Origin of the sequence: Streptomyces sp. NPDC046727 (assembly GCF_040645635.1) — a bacterium.
Taxonomy (GTDB): Bacteria; Actinomycetota; Actinomycetes; order Streptomycetales; family Streptomycetaceae; genus Streptomyces.
Genome location: NZ_JBEYYR010000010.1, coordinates 168,316 through 185,255, shown reverse-complemented (window position 1 = coordinate 185,255; position 16,940 = coordinate 168,316). Strand labels below are relative to the sequence as shown.

The window sequence follows — 16,940 nt, the reverse complement described above, 5'->3', positions numbered from 1 at the left end:
GCCGCAACACTGCGGGCATGGGTATACGCATGCTTCACCACCGGACGCCCGAGGCAGCCACCGGGGCCTGGGCGGACACCGCCTCGGCGCAGGCCGTGCCCGCCACGCCGGTCCCGGCCCTCGCGGCCGACGCAAGCACCGCCCGCATCCCGGCCGATCTGGCCACGACCGTCCGCAAGGTCACCAAGGATCTCCGGCGCGGGCTCACCGTCCGCCCGGCCCACCGGCCCGACTGGCGCCAGTGGGCCGACCTGGCCCGCGGCTACCTCGCCCTCACCCTCGCTGCGATCCCGAGATCGCACCCCCGGCCCACGCTCACGGTCTTCGTCGCGCCCCTCACCGAGCGAGGGGCCGCTCCCGGTCCGCACCGACCACCGCACCGGGATCCCGGGGACCAGCGCCCGGACGCCGGACCCTGACCCCGACGGCGTACACCAGCAGCCCCAGGACCATCCCGGCGCCCACCCCGAAGCACAGGGTGGGCACCAGCTCCCACGGCCGTACGGTCGTGCCCCGCCGCTCCCACCACTGCGCCGTCCGCTGCACCGCCCCGGCCAGCGCACAGCCACCGATCACCGCGAGCGCCCGCCACCGGTCCCGCACGGACAGCACCGGCACCCCCGCCGGCTCCCCACCCGGCGCCCGCCGCAGAGCACGCACCACGAACACCGCGATCAGCACGGCACCCGCCACCGACGACCCGTACTGCAGCCAGGTGAACAGCGGCATGCCCGCCACGCTGTCCCGCCCGATGGCCGGAACCAGCCGCACACCCCACCGATCGTGATGCGTGAACGCGTCCCACACCACATGCGTGAGCGCGCCGAGCACCGCGGAGCCGTACCACCACCCCACCGACGCGGCCCGCACGCGCGCGCGTGGCGCGCCGCAGCGCAGCAGGGCGGCCGGCCGTCCCTGCCGGGCCCGCGGCAGCAGCGCAAGCAACGGCTCCCGGACCAGCAGCCACAGCCCCACGAGGGCCCAGGCGATGAGCACGTCGACCGTGACGACCCCGGTGAACGCGTGCGTGACCGAGCCGAACTCCATGCCGCCCGGCAGGACACCGGCCGCGTAGTAGGGCATGTCGGGCGCGAAGGAGCCCGCGACGAGCAGCGCGGGCACCAGCCGGCCCCGCCCGCGCCCGTCCCGGCGGATCGCGGGCAGCACGGCCGCCGCATGACTGAGCGTGAACGGCAACAGAGCCCCCAAGGCGGTCGACGGCCCGGACTCCGGCGCCGGTGATCAGCTCCGCCCAGTATGCGTGACCGCCTTCGAGTGAGTTCACGGCAACGACAGTCGGCCAACCGGTTAAATCCGGGCGCGAACCGGTGCCCGCTCAAAGCAAGTTGTCGTAGGGTCACCTGGGTCGCCCTTGAGGACGCGGCGTCCGTACACCCGTCGCAGGGATGGAAGGGCGTAGCAGGGGCAACCAGATCACCGGGTCAACCGTCACACCAGAGCGAGGCAGACAGGCGGAGACGGACGCGCGGGCGTCCACGGGAGGGATTCACTCTATGGCGGCGCATTTCGGCAGGCGGCTGCGCAAGGGAGCGGCGACCACCGCCGTGGCCGCGGCGGCGGTCGCGGCTCTCTCCGCGTCCCAGGCTCCGGGAGCGACCGGCGAGGACCACGGCAGACAGACGACGGCCGGTGCCTCCAACCCCCTGCCGGACGGGTCCGCCGACGGCAACGCCACCGGCAACTCGCCCTACTACACGGACCTGCCGCCCCTCAAGAGCCCCGCCCCCAGCCCCTCGTCGAGCGTCGGCACGCCCGTCTCCCGGGGCGAGGGCGAGGCCGGCATCCCGGCGACCGTCCTTGACGCCTACAAGAAGGCCGAGGCCTCACTGCGCTCCTCCAAGCCCGGCTGCAACCTGCCCTGGCAACTGCTCGCCGCCATCGGCAACGTCGAGTCGGGGCAGGCCCGCGGCGGGCAGGTCGATGCCGACGGCACCACCCTGCACCGGATCCTGGGCCCGCAGCTCGACGGCAACGGCTTCGCGCTCATCGCGGACACCGACGGCGGCGCCTACGACGGCAACAGCACCTACGACCAGGCCGTCGGCCCCATGCAGTTCATCCCGTCCACCTGGGCCTGGGCCGGCCGCGACGGCAACGGGGACGGCAAGAAGGACCCCAACAACGTCTACGACGCCGCGCTCGCCGCGGGCCACTACCTGTGCCGCAACGACTGGGACATGTCCACCGAGGGCGGCCTGCACCGCGCGATCCTCAGCTACAACAACTCGCAGGAGTACCTCAACCTCGTCCTGAACTGGATGGAGTACTACCGCAAGGGCACCCACTCCGTCCCCGACGGCTCCGGCGACGTGCCCGAGCACCGCAGCGACGGCGGCTCCGGCCGCACCACCTCCCCGAGCCCCTCGAACCCGCCGGAGACCAAGCCGAAGCCGAAGCCCCACAAGCCCGGGCACGACAACGGCGGGAACGAGAACGGGAACGGCGGGAACGAGAACGGGAACGGCGGGAACGAGTCGCCGAACCCGAAGCCGCCCAAGCCGCCGAAGCCGCCCGTCCCGCCGACTCCGCCCACTCCGCCGACCCAGACCGACCTGGTGGACCACCTGGTGGGCGCGGGTACCGGCAAGCTCACCGCGATGGCCGGCGACGCCTTCACCGAGCCGGTCAGCGTCCGCGCCGAGACCAAGGCCGGCAAGTCCGTCGCCAAGATCCGGATCCGCTTCACCCTCACCGGCGACACGGACGCCACCTTCGCCGGCGGCGAGACCGTGGCCACGGTCGCCACCGACGCCAAGGGCATCGCGCTCGCCCCGGCGCTCCAGGCCGGCGAGAAGACCGGCGACTTCAAGGTCACCGCCACCGTCGTGGGCCGCTCGGTCAAGGGCGTCGACTACACGGCCACCGTCACCCCGCGCGCCGCCGACACCCTGGCCCGCACCAGCGACACCCCGCTGACCTGCACCCCGGGCGGCGAGTTCGCCGACCAGGTCCAGGCGAAGGCGACGTACAAGGGCGCCGTCGCGGACAAGGTCGCGGCCACCGCCACCCTGATCAAGTCCGACACCGACGCCACGGAGAACGACAAGGGCCCCTACTTCAAGGACGCCGACGGCAAGGCCGTACGCACCCTCACCGGCCTCCAGACGGACGCCAAGGGCCTGCTCACGCTGCCGAAGCTGTACGCGGACGACACCACCGGCACCTTCCTGCTCCGCATCACCACCACGGGCGGGGCGACGCTCACGGTGGAGCTGAAGGTCGAGGCCGCCGCCTCCCCGGCGAGCCCGACCTCCAGCCCGTCAGCCTCCTGACGCACAGCACGCACAGGACACACAGCAGCTCAGAGGGCGCCCTCCCCGGCTCCGGCGGGAAGGGCGCCCTCGTTCGTGCGTGCACCGCTGTTCTCATCTCGACCGCCCGTTGCTACGGTGCCTGACCTGACGAGCCGTCAGAACCAGTCAGGACACCGACCGTCCGCCGGGAGGCCCCGCATGCGCGCTCTGATCGCCGCCGCGACCGGTCTCGCCCTCGCGCTCGCCCTGGTCCTCGCGATCAGCGCGCTGGGCTCGCCGTCGGGCCGGACGTCCCCCAAGCCGCTGCTGACGACGGTGCCCCCGCACCCGTAGCCGCGCCCGTCCGGGAGGGAGGCCGGAATGCGCCGCAAGGCAAGCCTGGTCCTGCTCGCCTGCACCGTGTTCTTCGCGGCACTGGCCCCGCTCATGCGCTGGTACGCCTTCCCGCGCCTGGCCCGGATCCCCGCGAACCAGTACCAGGACATGGTTCTGGAGGCCAAGGACGCCACCCTCCTCGACTACGGCACCATGCGCGCGAGGAAGGTCTCCAAGGTCACCATCGTGCAGACCCTCAAGGGCGACGTGGAGGCCGCGAAGAAGGTCGAGAGAACGGCCGGCCGGCCGGTCGTCGTCTGGGACGGACTGTCCTACGTCCAGGGCCCCGACGGCAAGATGGTCTCCAAGGTCCCCGAACGCTACATCTTCGACGCCCACAGCCAGGACCCCGTACACGCCACCGGCGAGATGGTCGACGGCGACCCGGTGAAACGCGAGGGCATCGAGTTCAAGTGGCCCTTCCTGACGCAGAAGCGGGACTACGAGTACTTCGACGCGCAGACCCGCACCACCAGCCCCATCCACTACAAGGGCACCCGGACCTTCCGCGGCCTGCCGGTCTACTACTTCGAGCAGACCGTCCCGTGGACGAAGGTCCCCATGCCGAAGACCATGCCGGTGCAGGGCATCACGCCGGAGTCGGTCGCCGGAACGGGCACGACCCGCTGGTACTCCACCGTCCGCAGGTTCTGGGTCGAACCGGTCACCGGCGCACCCGTCTACGGCGAGGAGAGCCACCAGGAGGAACTGCGCGGCGGCACCCTGCTCGGCGGCCGGGCCAAGGTCACCGCCTTCTCCGGGCACGTGAAGATGCGCGAGGACTACGTCGACCACACGGTCGCCCTGGTCAAGCACAACCGCACCCTCGTGCTGGCCCTCACCTCGTACACCCCCTGGGGCTCCCTCACCCTCGGCGTGCTGCTCCTCGCCCTCGCCCTCTACCTGGAGGCCCGCGCCCGCCGCCCACAGGATCCGGCGCCCACGCAGACCGAGGAACCCGAACCGGTCAGCGCCTGAGCCGCGCGTTGGTGTGCCGCGTGGGCTCCGCGGTCGCCGGGTCCTCGGGCCACGGATGCTTGGGGTACCGGCCGCGCAGCTCCGCGCGCACGCCCTGGTAGCCGTCCCTCCAGAAGGAGGCGAGGTCGGCCGTGACGGCGGCGGGCCGCCCGGCCGGCGACAGCAGATGCACCAGCAGCGGCACGCCCGCCACACTCGGCGTCTCCCGCAGCCCGAACATCTCCTGCAACTTGACCGCGAGGACCGGCCGGTCGGGCTCCTGATAGTCGATCCGGATCCTGGACCCGCTCGGCACGGTGATCCGCTCGGGCGCCAGCTCGTCCAGCCGCGCGGCCTCCCCGCTCGCCCAGGGCAGCAGCCGCGCAAGCGCCTGCCCGGCGTCGATCCGTCCGAGGTCGGCCCGCCGCCGGGCCCGGCCCAGCTCCGGCTCCAGCCACTCGTCCACGCGCGCGTGCAGCGCCGCGTCCGACACGTCCGGCCACGGCTCCCCGAGGCGGGCACGCAGGAACGCCAGCCGCTGCCGCAGCACCTCCGCGTCGGGCGACCACCGCAGCAGCCCGAGCCCCTCCTGCCGGAGCCCTTCCAGGAGGGCGCCGCGGACCAGGGCCGGGTCGGCGTCCCGCAGCGGCCGTACGGCCAGCTCGATCGCCCCGAGCCGTTCGACATGCCGGGCCACGACGTCCCCGCCGGCCCAGTGCACCTCGTCCCGCTCCTCCAGCAGCGCCCCCGCGGCGGCCCGCGCCACGTCCTCGCCCACGGCGGCCCCGAGCCGCACGCGCGCGTGCCCCTTCCCCGTGGGCCGGTCGGCGACGGCGACGACGATCCAGGGGGCACCCCGCAGAGCGGACCCCTCGGCGATCTCGGCCCGGGTCCCGGACGCCATGAGGTACGACCCGCCGTCCAGCCTGGCGACCCGCTCGGGGAAGGCGAGGGCGGCAACGAGCCCGGCGAGCCCGTCGTCGTGGGTGCCTGGTACGAGGTCCACGCACCCCGGCAGCCGAAAGGCACGGGTGGACGGGTGGGAAGACTCCGTCGAGACCGCCCGCAGCCGCCGCACTTCCGCGGCCCACCGCCCCGCGTAGGCGTCACCCCCGCCCCGGGCCCGCCGCAACGCACCGGCGAGATCATCGCCGTACTCCCGCGGCACCTCCTCCGACAGCAGGGCGACGACGGAGGCCCCCTCGCCGGACGTGTCCAGCAACGCCCGCCCCAGCCGGGGGTGCACCCCCAGCCTGGCCAACCGCGCCCCGACCTCCGTGGCCCGCCCGACGGAATCCACCGCCCCCACGGCCGACAGAACCTCCCGCGCCGCGGTCATCGCCCCACCGGGCGGCGGGTCCAGCAACGCCAGCCCGGAGGCGTCCGGATCGCCCCAGCAGGCCGCCTGAAGCGCGAACGCGGTCAGATCGGCCACCTTGATCTCGGGCGCCGGAAAGGCCGGCAGACGGCCGTCCTCGGCCTCCGCCCAGCACCGGTACACCGCACCCGGCGCCTCACGCCCGGCCCGCCCCGCCCGCTGCCGCCCGGCCGCCCGCGACGCCCGCACGGTCGTCAGCCCGCTCAGCCCGCGCGCGTGATCCACCCGCGGCTCCCGCGCCAGCCCGGAGTCGACCACCACCCGCACCCCGGGCACGGTCAGCGACGACTCCGCCACCGCCGTCGCCAGCACCACCCGGCGCCGCTGCCCGGCCGTCAGCACCGCGTCCTGCACCGCGGCCGGCGCCCGCCCGTGCACCTGGAGCACCTCGACGTCGCCCGGATCCCCCAGCAGGCCCGCCACGCGCGCGATCTCACCCACGCCGGGCAGGAAGCACAGCACGTCCCCGTCCCGTTCGGCCAGCGCCCGCCGCACCACCGACGCCACGTGCGCCAGCAGCGCCGGATCCACCCGCATCCCGTGCGGCGGCCGTACCGGACGGGCCGGGGGAGCCCACACCTCCTCCACCGGATACGCCACACCCGCCGCCTCGACCACCGGCGCCCCGCCGAGCAGCCGCGCCCACCCCGCCGCGTCCGTGGTCGCCGACGCGGCCACCAGCCGCAGCTCCGGCCGCAGCGCCTCCCGGACGTCCCACAGGAACGCGGCGACGGTGTCGGCGTCCAGATGCCGCTCGTGGACCTCGTCGAGGACGACGACGTCCACCCCGGCCAGCTCCTGGTCGCGCTGGAGCCGCTGCAGCAGGACACCGGTCGTGACGACCTCCACGCGCGTGTGCCGCCCCACGCTCCGCTCGCCGCGCACCGTGAAGCCGACGCTCCGCCCCGGCTGCTCGCCCAGCAGCCACGCCATGCGCCGGGCCGCCGCCCGCGCCGCGATCCGCCGCGGCTCGGCCACCACGACCCGCCGCGCGGGACCGCCCCCGACCAGCCCCGCGAGCACCAGCGGCACCAGCGTCGTCTTGCCGGTGCCGGGCGGCGCCACGAGGACGGCGGTGCCGTCCCCCTCCAGGGCGTCGGTCAGAGCGGGCAGGGCGGACCGCACGGGCAGTGCGTCCAGAGCGTCGTAACGGATCACGCCCCCAGTGTCGTACGACAGCGAAAGCGGCCCCTCACGCGCGCGTGAGGGGCCGCGAAAAGAAGCCCGGACCGGAACCCGCGCGCTTCAGTCCCGCTCGCACACGAAGATCGCCGTGCCGGGGATCAGGTTCCCGCGCAGCGGAGACCAGCCGCCCCACTCCGAGGTGTTCCAGGCCGGCCACTCCGGCTCCACCAGGTCCACCAGCCGGAAACCGGAGGCCACGATGTCCCGCACCCGGTCGCCGAGCGTCCTGTGGTGCTCGACGTAGACCGCGCGGCCCTCCTCGTCCTGCTCCACGTAGGGCGTGCGGTCGAAGTACGACGCGGACACCGACAGGCCCTCGGGGCCCGGCTCGTCCGGGAACGCCCAGCGGATCGGATGCGTCACCGAGAACACGAACCGCCCGCCCGGCCGCAGCACCCGGCGCACCTCGCGCAGCACCAGCCGCGGATCGGCCACGAACGGCAGCGCCCCGTACGCGGAGCACGCCAGATCGAAGGAGCCGTCCGCGAAGGGCAGCGCGCCGGCGTCGGCGCAGACCAGCGGAAACGATCCGCCTATCCGCAGCGCGTGCTGCAGCTGGCGGTGCGAGAGGTCCAGGGCCACCGGACGGGCGCCCCGCGCGGCCAGCCAGCGCGCGCACTGCGCCGCGCCCGCGCCGATCTCCAGGACGTCCTTGTCCTTCAGCTCCTCCGGCGGGCCGAGCAGCTCGGCCTCCACCTCGTCCAGACCCTCCGGGCCCCACACGAAGCGGTCGTCGCCCAGGAACGTGCCGTGCTCGATCTGGTACTCGTCCGCGTTGCGGTCCCACCAGCCACGGTTGGCCCGGCTGCTCTCCGTGACGTCCGCGTCGCGCCGGGTGGCTTCCGGCTCGTGATCCTCGGACCCCGCCGGGTTGTGCGCTTCAGGCTCTTGGATGATCGGCTCCCTCGTCGTACTCTTCCGTCCAACCCGCCGGGGGTTCGTACGGAAGGAATCCCATGGGCCGTGTGGCCTGTTGGGACGATTCTTCTGCCGGGTATGCGGCGATCCGCCCCGGGTATGCGCCTTCGCGCATTGACCATGTCCGGCTGCCCCCGTATGCTACAAGTTGCGCTGCGGGCCTGCGCACCTCAGACGTAGCAGGCTGCGCTCGCATCTGTTGTATGTCCCCTCGGTTGTCGAGGCGCCATCACCAGTTTCTGGTGGGGCGCTTCCTTGGCTGTCCGGCTTCTGCAGAGCGAAACGGGCTCCCGGCGTAAGCAGTACCTACGACTTCAATGTCCGTACCGGAGCCCTTTCCCACATGACGAGCAGCACCGAGACCACCGCCACCACCCCGCAGGTAGCGGTCAACGACATCGGTAACGAGGAAGCCTTCCTCGCAGCGATCGACGAGACGATCAAGTACTTCAACGACGGCGACATCGTCGACGGCGTCATCGTGAAGGTCGACCGGGACGAGGTCCTGCTCGACATCGGTTACAAGACCGAAGGTGTCATTCCGAGCCGCGAGCTCTCGATCAAGCACGACGTCGACCCGAACGAGGTCGTCGCCGTCGGCGACGAGATCGAGGCCCTGGTCCTCCAGAAGGAGGACAAGGAAGGCCGCCTGATCCTCTCGAAGAAGCGCGCCCAGTACGAGCGTGCCTGGGGCACCATCGAGAAGATCAAGGAAGAGGACGGCATCGTTACCGGTACCGTCATCGAGGTCGTCAAGGGTGGTCTCATCCTCGACATCGGCCTCCGCGGCTTCCTCCCGGCCTCCCTGGTCGAGATGCGCCGTGTCCGCGACCTCCAGCCCTACGTGGGCAAGGAGCTCGAGGCGAAGATCATCGAGCTGGACAAGAACCGCAACAACGTGGTCCTGTCCCGCCGTGCCTGGCTGGAGCAGACCCAGTCCGAGGTCCGCCAGACGTTCCTCACGACCCTCCAGAAGGGTCAGGTCCGCTCCGGTGTGGTCTCCTCGATCGTCAACTTCGGTGCCTTCGTGGACCTGGGTGGCGTCGACGGTCTGGTCCACGTCTCCGAGCTGTCCTGGAAGCACATCGACCACCCCTCCGAGGTTGTCGAGGTCGGCCAGGAGGTCACCGTCGAGGTTCTCGACGTCGACATGGACCGCGAGCGCGTCTCCCTGTCGCTGAAGGCGACCCAGGAAGACCCGTGGCAGCAGTTCGCCCGCACCCACCAGATCGGCCAGGTCGTGCCCGGTAAGGTCACGAAGCTGGTTCCGTTCGGTGCGTTCGTCCGCGTGGACGAGGGCATCGAGGGTCTGGTCCACATCTCCGAGCTGGCCGAGCGCCACGTGGAGATCCCGGAGCAGGTCGTCCAGGTCAACGACGAGATCTTCGTCAAGGTCATCGACATCGACCTCGAGCGTCGCCGCATCAGCCTCTCGCTGAAGCAGGCCAACGAGTCCTTCGGTGCCGACCCGTCCGCGGTCGAGTTCGACCCGACCCTGTACGGCATGGCCGCGTCCTACGACGACCAGGGCAACTACATCTACCCCGAGGGCTTCGACCCGGAGACCAACGACTGGCTGCCGGGCTACGAGAAGCAGCGCGAGGAGTGGGAGCGCCAGTACGCCGAGGCGCAGGCCCGCTTCGAGCAGCACCAGCAGCAGGTCATCAAGTCCCGCGAGGCCGACGCCGCTGCTGCGGCCGAGGGTGGCGAGGCTGCGGCTCCGGCCGCGACCGGCGGTTCGTACTCCTCCGAGGGCGCGGACACCTCCGGTGCGCTCGCCTCGGACGAGGCGCTCGCCGCGCTGCGCGAGAAGCTCGCCGGCGGCCAGAGCTGAGCTCTGCGACTGAGCTGAGGCTCGGTCGGTAGTGTGAGGGCCCGTACCTTTCGAGGTGCGGGCCCTCGGACGTTCCCCCTCAGGGCGTGACCGCGATGTTGGTCAGGCCCTTGCCGCCTGTCACCGACGAGGACATCGTTGCCCTTCACGTCGACCCGGGAGTCGTCGTAGCTGGCGCCGGTCAGGCCGCTGCCGTCGAAGGTGTTCCCGGTGATCCGGGCGCCGGTCGTGCCCTCCTTGATGTCTACGTGTTCGCGATCCCCACGTAGGTGCCGTCCGCCAGATGGAGCGTGTCGCCGGGCTCGGCGGCGCCGAGCGCGGTCTTCGGCTGGGCCGCGGACCGTTTCTCCTACATGAACGATAAACGTCAATGTGAACGCCTCTGCTCGTGAAGGTGCGGACCGGCTGACGGGGCGTCAAGGTGTCCCGCGCGGGATCGCAGTTCAGGGCGTGTGGCGGGAATTCCCGCGTTCCAGGGCGCGTTGTCGATGTCGGACACGAGGAGGAGCGGTCACAGTGCTTGATCCGCAGGGTTTGTACGCATGGGAGCCGAAGGGCCTCGCCGTGGTCGACATGGCGCTCGCCCAGGAGTCGGCCGGTCTTGTCATGCTCTACCACTTCGACGGATACATCGACGCGGGTGAGACCGGGGACCAGATCGTCGACCGGCTGCTCGACTCACTGCCCCACCAGGTCGTCGCCCGATTCGACCACGACCGGCTCGTGGACTACCGGGCCCGCCGGCCCCTGCTGACCTTCAAGCGGGACCGCTGGACCGACTACGAGGTCCCGGCCATCGAGGTGCACCTCGTCCAGGACACCACCGGCGCCCCGTTCCTGCTGCTGTCCGGCCCCGAACCGGACGTGGAGTGGGAGCGGTTCGCGGCGGCGGTGCGGCAGATGGTGGAGCGGCTCGGCGTGCGCCTGTCCGTGAACTTCCACGGCATCCCGATGGGCGTCCCGCACACCCGCCCGGTGGGCCTGACCCCGCACGGCAACCGCACCGACCTGATCCCCGGCCACCGCAGCCCCTTCGACGAGGCGCAGGTGCCCGGCAGCGCCGAGTCGCTGATCGAGTACCGGCTCATGGAGGCCGGGCACGACGTCCTGGGCGTCGCCGCGCACGTCCCGCACTACATCGCCCGGTCCGCGTACCCGGACGCCGCGCTGACCGTCCTGGAGGCCATCACGGCCGCCACCGGCCTGGTCCTGCCGGGCGTCGCGCACTCCCTGCGCACGGACGCCCACCGCACCCAGACCGAGATCGACCGGCAGATCCAGGAGGGCGACGAGGAGCTGACCGCGCTCGTCCAGGGCCTTGAGCACCAGTACGACGCCGCGGCGGGCGCCGAGACCCGGGGCAACATGCTGGCCGAGCCCGTGGACATCCCGTCGGCCGACGAGATCGGGCGCGAGTTCGAGCGGTTCCTGGCGGAGCGCGAGGGCGACAACTGACGCGCGCCCGCGGGGGCGCGGGCCGTGGCACAGGGTCGCGGGCCGTTGCGCTGTGCGGCGCCGCCGCGAGGGGCGCGCCCCGCGTCCGAGCGGAGCCGAGAGCCCGGGGAGCAACCGGCCCCCATCGGCCCGCACCTGCCGCACCCGCTGCACCTGCCGCGCCCGCCCATCGGCGCAGCGTCTAGGCTTCCGCTCATGCTGACAGTGGGCCTGACCGGCGGGATCGGCGCCGGCAAGAGCGAGGTGTCGCGGCTGCTCGTGGAGCACGGGGCCGTACTGATCGACGCGGACCGCATCGCCCGCGAGGTCGTGGCGCCCGGCACCCCCGGCCTCGCGGCCGTGGTCGACGCCTTCGGAACGGACATCCTCGCCGCGGACGGCAGCCTGGACCGGCCCCGGCTCGGCTCGATCGTCTTCGCCGACCCCGAGAAGCTCGCCGTCCTCAACTCGATCGTGCACCCCCTGGTGGGCGCCCGCTCCCGCGAGCTGGAGAGCGCCGCGGCCGAGGACGCCGTGGTGGTCCACGACGTCCCGCTGCTCACCGAGAACGGCCTCGCACCCCTCTACGACGTCGTGGTCGTCGTGGACGCGAGCCCCGAGACCCAGCTCGACCGGCTGGTACGGCTGCGCGGGATGACCGAGGAGGACGCACGCGCGCGTATGGCCGCGCAGGCGACGCGCGAGCAGCGCCGGGAGATCGCGGACATGGTGATCGACAACGACGTCCCGCTGGACGCGCTGAGGAAACGCGTCGCCGAGGTGTGGGACGACCTCGCACGCCGGGCCCGACAGGGCGACACGGGCGAGGAATAGGCGGCCGGTTCGGGGCGTTGAACGGCTGGAGCAAGGGAAGGACTCAGCCGTGCCCGAGACCAGCGGTTCCACCGGACGTACTCCGGAAACGCATGTCATCGACTTCCGTGCCGCCGAGCAACTGCTCAACGCGCGGGATCCGCGGGGCGCGGTGAAGCTGCTCGACGGAGTCATCGCCGCGCATCCCGAGAACACCGCCGCCCGCCTGCTCCGCGCGCGTGCCTTCTTCGCCGCGGCGCAACTGCGGCCCGCCGAGCTGGAGTTCACCATCGTGCTGGAGCGCGAGCCGGACAATGCGTTCGCGCACTTCGCCCTGGCCCGCACCTATGAGCGGCAGGGCCGGCCCGACCAGGCCAAGCGCCACTTCCGGCTGGCCGCCGCGCTCGACCCCAACCCGCAGTATCTGAAGGCGGCGCGCTTCGAGGAGTGAGGGGGCGACGGTCCTCCGGTCGGTGATGGACAGTGGGCGACGGCCCTCCGGGCCGGCCGGGCGGCGGACCCCCCGGGGTCACGGGTGGCGGTGCCTCGGCGGCCCCGGGTACGGCGGCCGGCTGTCCGGCGGCCGGTACGGCGGTACGTCACGCCCCGGCTGGTAGTGCGGTCCCTGCCGGATGTGCCGGAGGATCACGGTCATGTCGATCGTGGCCAGCAGCCACAGCACTCCGCAGGCCGCCGCCCAGCCCGGGCGCCCGACCAGCGCGAACGCCGCTGTGCCGAAGATCGCCCAGCCCAGTCCCCACACGCTCAGCCACAACCGCGCCCGCAGTGCACTGCGCGCGGTCGCAGGCTCACTGCCCGTACGCATCGGATCACCACTCCTGGTGGCAACGTACTCTTCGAGAACGACACGCATCAAGGCAAGGACGGCTCCCGTTCCGGGCCGCATCACCGTCCACGGAGAGTTCCCGTTCCGGGGCCGAATGACTCGAACGAGTGAACTGGGGGAGGACGGGAACGGGCGTGCGGGGACCGGCCGTTGTCCGGGCATGAGGATCGACATGCGTGAGGGATACGAGGGCACGGGACCGGGGTCGATCACCCCGGACGGCTGCGCGGTCGAGCTGTACGAGCGGCTGCCGGTGGGGGACGAGCCGGAGATCATCGCGGCGGCGGTGCCCGCCGGGGCGCACATCCTGGAGCTGGGCAGCGGGGTGGGCCGGGTGACCCACCCACTGCTGGAGCGCGGCTTCACGGTCACGGCGGTGGACGAGTCCGCCGACATGCTAGCCCGGATCCGCGGGGCCCGCACGATATGCGCCTCCATCGAGGATCTCGACCTCGGCGAGAAGTTCGACGTGGTGATGCTCGCGTCGTTCCTGGTGCACGCCGGTGACGAGGAGGTGCGCAGAGGCATGCTGCGCACCTGCGCCCGGCATGTGGCGGAGGGCGGCTGTGTGCTCATCCAGCGGGAGGGCCCGGACTACCACACCAACGTGCCCAGGGAGCGGGTCGACCCGAGCGGCTTCACCGTACGGATCGCCGCGGTGGAGCCGGCCGGGGACGGGGTGGACTCGGTCCGCGCGGAGTATGTGTTCCCGGACGCGGTCTGGACCCAGACGTTCCTGTCCAGGCCCCTGACGAAGGAGCGGTTCGAGTCGGCACTGGCGGAAGCGGGACTGGAGGTGGACACCTATCTGACACCGGACGGGATCTGGGTGAGGGCAGTGCCCATGGCGTGACGGCGGTCGGGACGGCCAGACGCTACGGAGCGCCGGGTGGGCGATGAGTTCTCGACACCTGACCGGTCTACCTCGGTGACAGCAACCGGGACCGCTTCACCAGGAGACCCTCATGTCCGAGACCACCGCCTCCGTCGGCTCCACGTCGTCCGCGACCACCACCGCCTCGCCCACCGGCCGGGTGCGCGGAGCCCGGGTCGCCCTGCGCTCCGTGCAGGTGCTGCTCGCCCTGTTCTACGGCATCGCGAGCGCCCTGCCCAAGCTCATAGCGCACCCGACGGCCGTCGAGTCCTTCGACAGGATCGGCTGGGGCAGCGGGGCCATGTACACCATCGGCGCGCTCGAACTCGTCGGCGGCATAGCGCTGTTGATCCCCGTGCTGCAGTCGGTCGCGGCGCTCGCCCTCAGCGCGCTCATGGTGGGGGCGTTCATCGTCCAGCTCACCGCGTTCGACGGCCAGAACGCGGCGACCCCGCTGATCCTGATCGCACCGCTCGCCCTGATCGCCTGGACCCGCCGGGCACACAACGGGGACCTGCTGAGACTGCTGCGCCGACGCTGACACCACACCACCGCCGTCACGCCGCCGCTGCCGCCGACCGGGTTTCCGATCCCCGGCCAGGGGCAGCGGCGGGCGTGGCGGGGAGGGCGGGTGCTCCTACGGACCTGCTCCCGTCAGCTCACCGACCGCGCGGGCGTCCACCGGAGCCACCGGAGCCACCGGGCCCGCCGGCGCCACCGCGTCCGCCGCGGTCGCCGGACCCGTCAGCTCCGCCACGGCCGCCGGATCCGCCGGCTCGACCCCGGCCGCCGGATCCGCCAGGGCCCCCCGGCTTGGCGTAGTCGGCGAAGCCTCCCGGGGCGCCCTGGGCGAGGCCGCGGAGGCGTTCCATCTCTCGGCGGTCCCGCTTGGTGGGGCGGCCGGTGCCACGGTCGCGGAGACCGGCGGGAGCGATGGCCTCGCGGGGCGGAGGCGGAGGGGAGTTGTCGATGTAGCACTGGGTGGCCACAGGAGCGCCGACCCGCTTGCGGATCAGGCGCTTGACGATCACGACCCGTTCCCGGCCCTCGTGGCGCAGCCGTACCTCGTCGCCGACGCGTACGGAGTAGGCGGGCTTCACCCGCTCGCCGTTCACATGCACATGTCCGCCCCGGCAGGCGGCGGCACCGAGGGAGCGGGTCTTGATCAGGCGGACGGCCCAGATCCAGCTGTCGATGCGGACGGTCTCGCCGCCCGCGGGCCGAGCGGCCTCGGCGGCGGCCACGGCAGCGGCGATCTTGGGATCGAGCGACTGGTCGACAGGGGCGGAGGTCGTGCCGTCCGGCCCGCCGGTTCCCTCGCCGGTCCCACGGTCCACGTTGTCGTCCGCATCCTCGGAAGCCATGTCCCGACCTTAACGCCCCGGGGCTGCTGAGCCGGAAGCGATTTTCCGGCGCCCGCGGGCGGGCCGGGAGGCACCTCCGTGGCCCCTGCCCCGCCCGCACCACCCAGGGTGCGCCGCATCCCCGCGACGCCGAGGCGCCGCACCCGGCATCCCGTCCCCTCGGTCCCGTGCCGGCGATCCTGGCCCCGCTGATCTGCGGCTTCGTGGCGCCGGGCGCTGCGCTCGGCCGAGCCGCCCGGGGCATACGGTGGCTGCATGGACGACAGCTGCGCCCTCGCTCGGCTCGACCGGCGTGTCGCGGACTGCCGGGCCTGTCCCCGGCTGGTCGCCTGGCGTGAGGAGGTGGCCCGTACGAAGCGGACCGCGTTCGCGGACTGGACGTACTGGGGTCGGCCGGTGCCCGGGTTCGGCCCGGCCGACGCGCGGCTGGTGATCATCGGGCTGGCCCCGGCCGCGCACGGCGGGAACCGGACCGGCCGTATGTTCACGGGCGACCGCTCGGGAGACGTGCTGTACCAGGCGCTGTACGACGTGGGGCTCGCCTCGCAGCCCACCTCCGTCAGCGCCGACGACGGTCTCGAGCTGTACGGGGTGCGGGTCACCGCGCCCGTGCACTGCGCCCCGCCCGCCAACAAGCCGACGCCGGGGGAGCGCGACACCTGTCGGCCCTGGCTGGTCCAGGAGCTGACGCTGCTCCGGCCGACGCTGAAGGCCGCGGTCGTCCTCGGCGCCTTCGGCTGGCAGGCCGCGCTGCCCGCGTTCGCGGAGGCGGGCTGGACCGTGCCGCGCCCGCGCCCGGCCTTCGCCCACGGCACCCGCGTCTCGCTGGACGGCCTGGACCTCTTCGGCTGCTTCCACGTCAGCCAGCGCAACACCTTCACCGGCCGGCTCACCGCCGAGATGCTGCGCGAGGTGCTGCGCAGGGCGGCGGAGGCGGCCGGGCTGTCCGGCGGGCTGCCGTAGCGAGTCGGCAGTGAGCCCCGCTCAGTCCGCTGCGGCTTCCTGGCCGAACAGGTGCCGTACCGTCGAGCGGTAGTTGGCGCGGACGTGATCGAGGGCGTGGGCGCGGGCGCGGTCCGGGTCGCCGGAGGCGATGGCCTCGTACAGCTCGCGGTGTTCGGCGAGGAGCTGGGGCCATTCCTCGTTGCGCCGGGTGAGCCAGCGCAGGCGGCCGTCGACCGGTTCCATGACCGAGATCAGCAGGCCGTTGCCGGCCATGGCGAGGACGCGGTCGTGGAAGCGGGTGTTGATGTCCGTGATCGCCTCGGCGTCTTCGTCCTTCGTGGCCCGGGCCGCCTGGTCGAGCAGGGCCCGCAGTTCGGCGAGGGCCTCGGGGGTCGCGCGGGACGCCGCCAGCCCCGCCGCGTACACCTCCAACGCCTCGCGCAGCTCGAAGAGTTCCCGGACGTCGGCCGGGGTGAGCCGGCGTACGACCGTACGGCGGGCCGACTCGAACAGGACGAACCCCTCGGCGACCAGGGCGCGGATCGCCTCCCGCACCGGCACCCGCGAGACGCCGAACCGCTCGGCCAGTTCCCGTTCGACGAGCCGGTCACCGGGGCCGAGGCGCCCGGAGATGATGTCCTCCCGCAGGCTCGCCAGGACCCGTTCGCGCACCGCGCCCAAGGGTTCGGCCTTCGCCCTGCCGGGGCTCGTCGTGGGGCTCATGGGCCCATCTTCGCCGAA

Annotated in this window: 17 protein-coding genes and 1 pseudogene; 11 read left to right on the top strand and 7 right to left on the bottom strand. The window is 72.7% G+C overall.

Annotated features, from left to right (window positions below; translation table 11 throughout):
- The first annotated feature begins 17 nt into the window (after window positions 1-17).
- Window positions 18-419 carry a hypothetical protein gene (locus tag ABZ937_RS15375; protein ID WP_361691393.1) on the top strand — a complete coding sequence of 134 codons (402 nt, stop codon included), beginning with the start codon at window positions 18-20 and terminating at the stop codon, window positions 417-419.
- Here the strand turns inward: ABZ937_RS15375 and ABZ937_RS15370 are convergent.
- Complete coding sequence (locus ABZ937_RS15370) at window positions 337-1,197, bottom strand: DUF4184 family protein (protein ID WP_361691390.1); 861 nt, start codon at window positions 1,195-1,197, stop codon at window positions 337-339. The two genes, ABZ937_RS15375 and ABZ937_RS15370, sit on opposite strands and share 83 nt — an antisense overlap.
- Window positions 1,198-1,514: 317 nt before the next feature.
- Here ABZ937_RS15370 and ABZ937_RS15365 point away from each other — a divergent pair, with 317 nt between their 5' ends.
- The 3 genes from ABZ937_RS15365 (at window position 1,515) to ABZ937_RS15355 (ending at window position 4,628) form a co-directional block, all read left to right on the top strand.
- Window positions 1,515-3,293 (top strand): lytic transglycosylase domain-containing protein, encoded by a 1,779-nt coding sequence (locus tag ABZ937_RS15365; RefSeq protein ID WP_361691387.1) that lies wholly within the window; start codon window positions 1,515-1,517, stop codon window positions 3,291-3,293.
- Window positions 3,294-3,473: 180 nt separating this feature from the next.
- Entirely contained in the window at window positions 3,474-3,608 is a 135-nt protein-coding gene (locus ABZ937_RS15360) for an SPW_0924 family protein (RefSeq protein ID WP_361691384.1), read from the top strand.
- A 27-nt stretch (window positions 3,609-3,635) separates the two neighbouring features.
- Window positions 3,636-4,628, top strand: coding sequence for a DUF3068 domain-containing protein (locus ABZ937_RS15355; protein ID WP_361691381.1), 993 nt, complete (start codon window positions 3,636-3,638; stop codon window positions 4,626-4,628).
- Here ABZ937_RS15355 and hrpB read toward each other — a convergent pair.
- Window positions 4,618-7,143, bottom strand: a complete 2,526-nt coding sequence (gene hrpB / locus ABZ937_RS15350; RefSeq protein ID WP_361691378.1) for an ATP-dependent helicase HrpB — start codon at window positions 7,141-7,143, stop codon at window positions 4,618-4,620. The two genes, ABZ937_RS15355 and hrpB, sit on opposite strands and share 11 nt — an antisense overlap.
- Before the next feature lie 87 nt (window positions 7,144-7,230).
- Window positions 7,231-8,067 carry a class I SAM-dependent methyltransferase gene (locus ABZ937_RS15345; protein ID WP_361691645.1) on the bottom strand — a complete coding sequence of 279 codons (837 nt, stop codon included), beginning with the start codon at window positions 8,065-8,067 and terminating at the stop codon, window positions 7,231-7,233.
- Window positions 8,068-8,431: 364 nt separating this feature from the next.
- Here ABZ937_RS15345 and rpsA point away from each other — a divergent pair, with 364 nt between their 5' ends.
- The gene (gene rpsA / locus ABZ937_RS15340; protein WP_361691375.1) at window positions 8,432-9,922 is read left to right on the top strand and encodes a 30S ribosomal protein S1; all 1,491 of its coding nucleotides are present in this window, start codon (window positions 8,432-8,434) and stop codon (window positions 9,920-9,922) included.
- 125 nt (window positions 9,923-10,047) lie between these two features.
- On the opposite strand, the pseudogene ABZ937_RS15335 reads toward rpsA, so the two are convergent.
- Window positions 10,048-10,176 (bottom strand): annotated as a pseudogene (locus tag ABZ937_RS15335) (sheath polysaccharide-degrading enzyme); the annotation flags it as partial.
- Between the two features lie 262 nt (window positions 10,177-10,438).
- Between ABZ937_RS15335 and ABZ937_RS15330 the strand changes: the two are divergent.
- The 3 genes from ABZ937_RS15330 to ABZ937_RS15320 all read left to right on the top strand — a co-directional run bounded on the left by ABZ937_RS15330 (window position 10,439) and on the right by ABZ937_RS15320 (window position 12,620).
- Window positions 10,439-11,377 carry a PAC2 family protein gene (locus ABZ937_RS15330; protein WP_361691372.1) on the top strand — a complete coding sequence of 313 codons (939 nt, stop codon included), beginning with the start codon at window positions 10,439-10,441 and terminating at the stop codon, window positions 11,375-11,377.
- Between the two features lie 195 nt (window positions 11,378-11,572).
- Complete coding sequence (gene coaE / locus ABZ937_RS15325; protein WP_361691369.1) at window positions 11,573-12,190, top strand: dephospho-CoA kinase; 618 nt, start codon at window positions 11,573-11,575, stop codon at window positions 12,188-12,190.
- A 49-nt stretch (window positions 12,191-12,239) separates the two neighbouring features.
- On the top strand, window positions 12,240-12,620 hold the full coding sequence (locus ABZ937_RS15320) for a tetratricopeptide repeat protein (RefSeq protein WP_361691366.1): 381 nt from the start codon (window positions 12,240-12,242) through the stop codon (window positions 12,618-12,620).
- Between the two features lie 78 nt (window positions 12,621-12,698).
- Here ABZ937_RS15320 and ABZ937_RS15315 read toward each other — a convergent pair whose 3' ends face one another.
- On the bottom strand, window positions 12,699-12,995 hold the full coding sequence (locus ABZ937_RS15315) for a DUF6343 family protein (RefSeq protein WP_361691363.1): 297 nt from the start codon (window positions 12,993-12,995) through the stop codon (window positions 12,699-12,701).
- A gap of 193 nt (window positions 12,996-13,188) precedes the next feature.
- Here ABZ937_RS15315 and ABZ937_RS15310 point away from each other — a divergent pair, with 193 nt between their 5' ends.
- Both ABZ937_RS15310 and ABZ937_RS15305 read left to right on the top strand, forming a co-directional pair.
- A complete protein-coding gene (locus tag ABZ937_RS15310) occupies window positions 13,189-13,869 on the top strand; it encodes a class I SAM-dependent methyltransferase (RefSeq protein ID WP_361691360.1) in 681 nt (226 codons plus the stop codon).
- Window positions 13,870-13,981: 112 nt separating this feature from the next.
- Window positions 13,982-14,431 carry a DoxX family protein gene (locus ABZ937_RS15305; RefSeq protein ID WP_361691357.1) on the top strand — a complete coding sequence of 150 codons (450 nt, stop codon included), beginning with the start codon at window positions 13,982-13,984 and terminating at the stop codon, window positions 14,429-14,431.
- Window positions 14,432-14,549: 118 nt separating this feature from the next.
- Here ABZ937_RS15305 and ABZ937_RS15300 read toward each other — a convergent pair whose 3' ends face one another.
- Window positions 14,550-15,254, bottom strand: a complete 705-nt coding sequence (locus tag ABZ937_RS15300; protein WP_361691354.1) for an RNA-binding S4 domain-containing protein — start codon at window positions 15,252-15,254, stop codon at window positions 14,550-14,552.
- Window positions 15,255-15,509: 255 nt separating this feature from the next.
- Here ABZ937_RS15300 and ABZ937_RS15295 point away from each other — a divergent pair, with 255 nt between their 5' ends.
- Window positions 15,510-16,217, top strand: a complete 708-nt coding sequence (locus ABZ937_RS15295) for a uracil-DNA glycosylase (RefSeq protein ID WP_361691351.1) — start codon at window positions 15,510-15,512, stop codon at window positions 16,215-16,217.
- 21 nt (window positions 16,218-16,238) lie between these two features.
- On the opposite strand, the gene ABZ937_RS15290 is transcribed toward ABZ937_RS15295, so the two are convergent.
- Window positions 16,239-16,922, bottom strand: a complete 684-nt coding sequence (locus ABZ937_RS15290; protein ID WP_361691348.1) for a GntR family transcriptional regulator — start codon at window positions 16,920-16,922, stop codon at window positions 16,239-16,241.
- Between the last annotated feature and the right edge of the window lie 18 nt (window positions 16,923-16,940).

Coding starts and splice junctions, on each gene's coding strand:
- ABZ937_RS15310 (WP_361691360.1), top strand. CDS start 13,189: ATGCGTGAGGGATACGAGGGCACGGGACCGGGGTCGATCACCCCGGAC.
- ABZ937_RS15315 (WP_361691363.1), bottom strand. CDS start 12,995: ATGCGTACGGGCAGTGAGCCTGCGACCGCGCGCAGTGCACTGCGGGCG.
- ABZ937_RS15355 (WP_361691381.1), top strand. CDS start 3,636: ATGCGCCGCAAGGCAAGCCTGGTCCTGCTCGCCTGCACCGTGTTCTTC.
- ABZ937_RS15290 (WP_361691348.1), bottom strand. CDS start 16,922: ATGAGCCCCACGACGAGCCCCGGCAGGGCGAAGGCCGAACCCTTGGGC.
- ABZ937_RS15305 (WP_361691357.1), top strand. CDS start 13,982: ATGTCCGAGACCACCGCCTCCGTCGGCTCCACGTCGTCCGCGACCACC.
- coaE (WP_361691369.1), top strand. CDS start 11,573: ATGCTGACAGTGGGCCTGACCGGCGGGATCGGCGCCGGCAAGAGCGAG.
- ABZ937_RS15375 (WP_361691393.1), top strand. CDS start 18: ATGGGTATACGCATGCTTCACCACCGGACGCCCGAGGCAGCCACCGGG.
- ABZ937_RS15365 (WP_361691387.1), top strand. CDS start 1,515: ATGGCGGCGCATTTCGGCAGGCGGCTGCGCAAGGGAGCGGCGACCACC.
- ABZ937_RS15360 (WP_361691384.1), top strand. CDS start 3,474: ATGCGCGCTCTGATCGCCGCCGCGACCGGTCTCGCCCTCGCGCTCGCC.
- rpsA (WP_361691375.1), top strand. CDS start 8,432: ATGACGAGCAGCACCGAGACCACCGCCACCACCCCGCAGGTAGCGGTC.
- ABZ937_RS15295 (WP_361691351.1), top strand. CDS start 15,510: ATGGACGACAGCTGCGCCCTCGCTCGGCTCGACCGGCGTGTCGCGGAC.
- ABZ937_RS15300 (WP_361691354.1), bottom strand. CDS start 15,254: ATGGCTTCCGAGGATGCGGACGACAACGTGGACCGTGGGACCGGCGAG.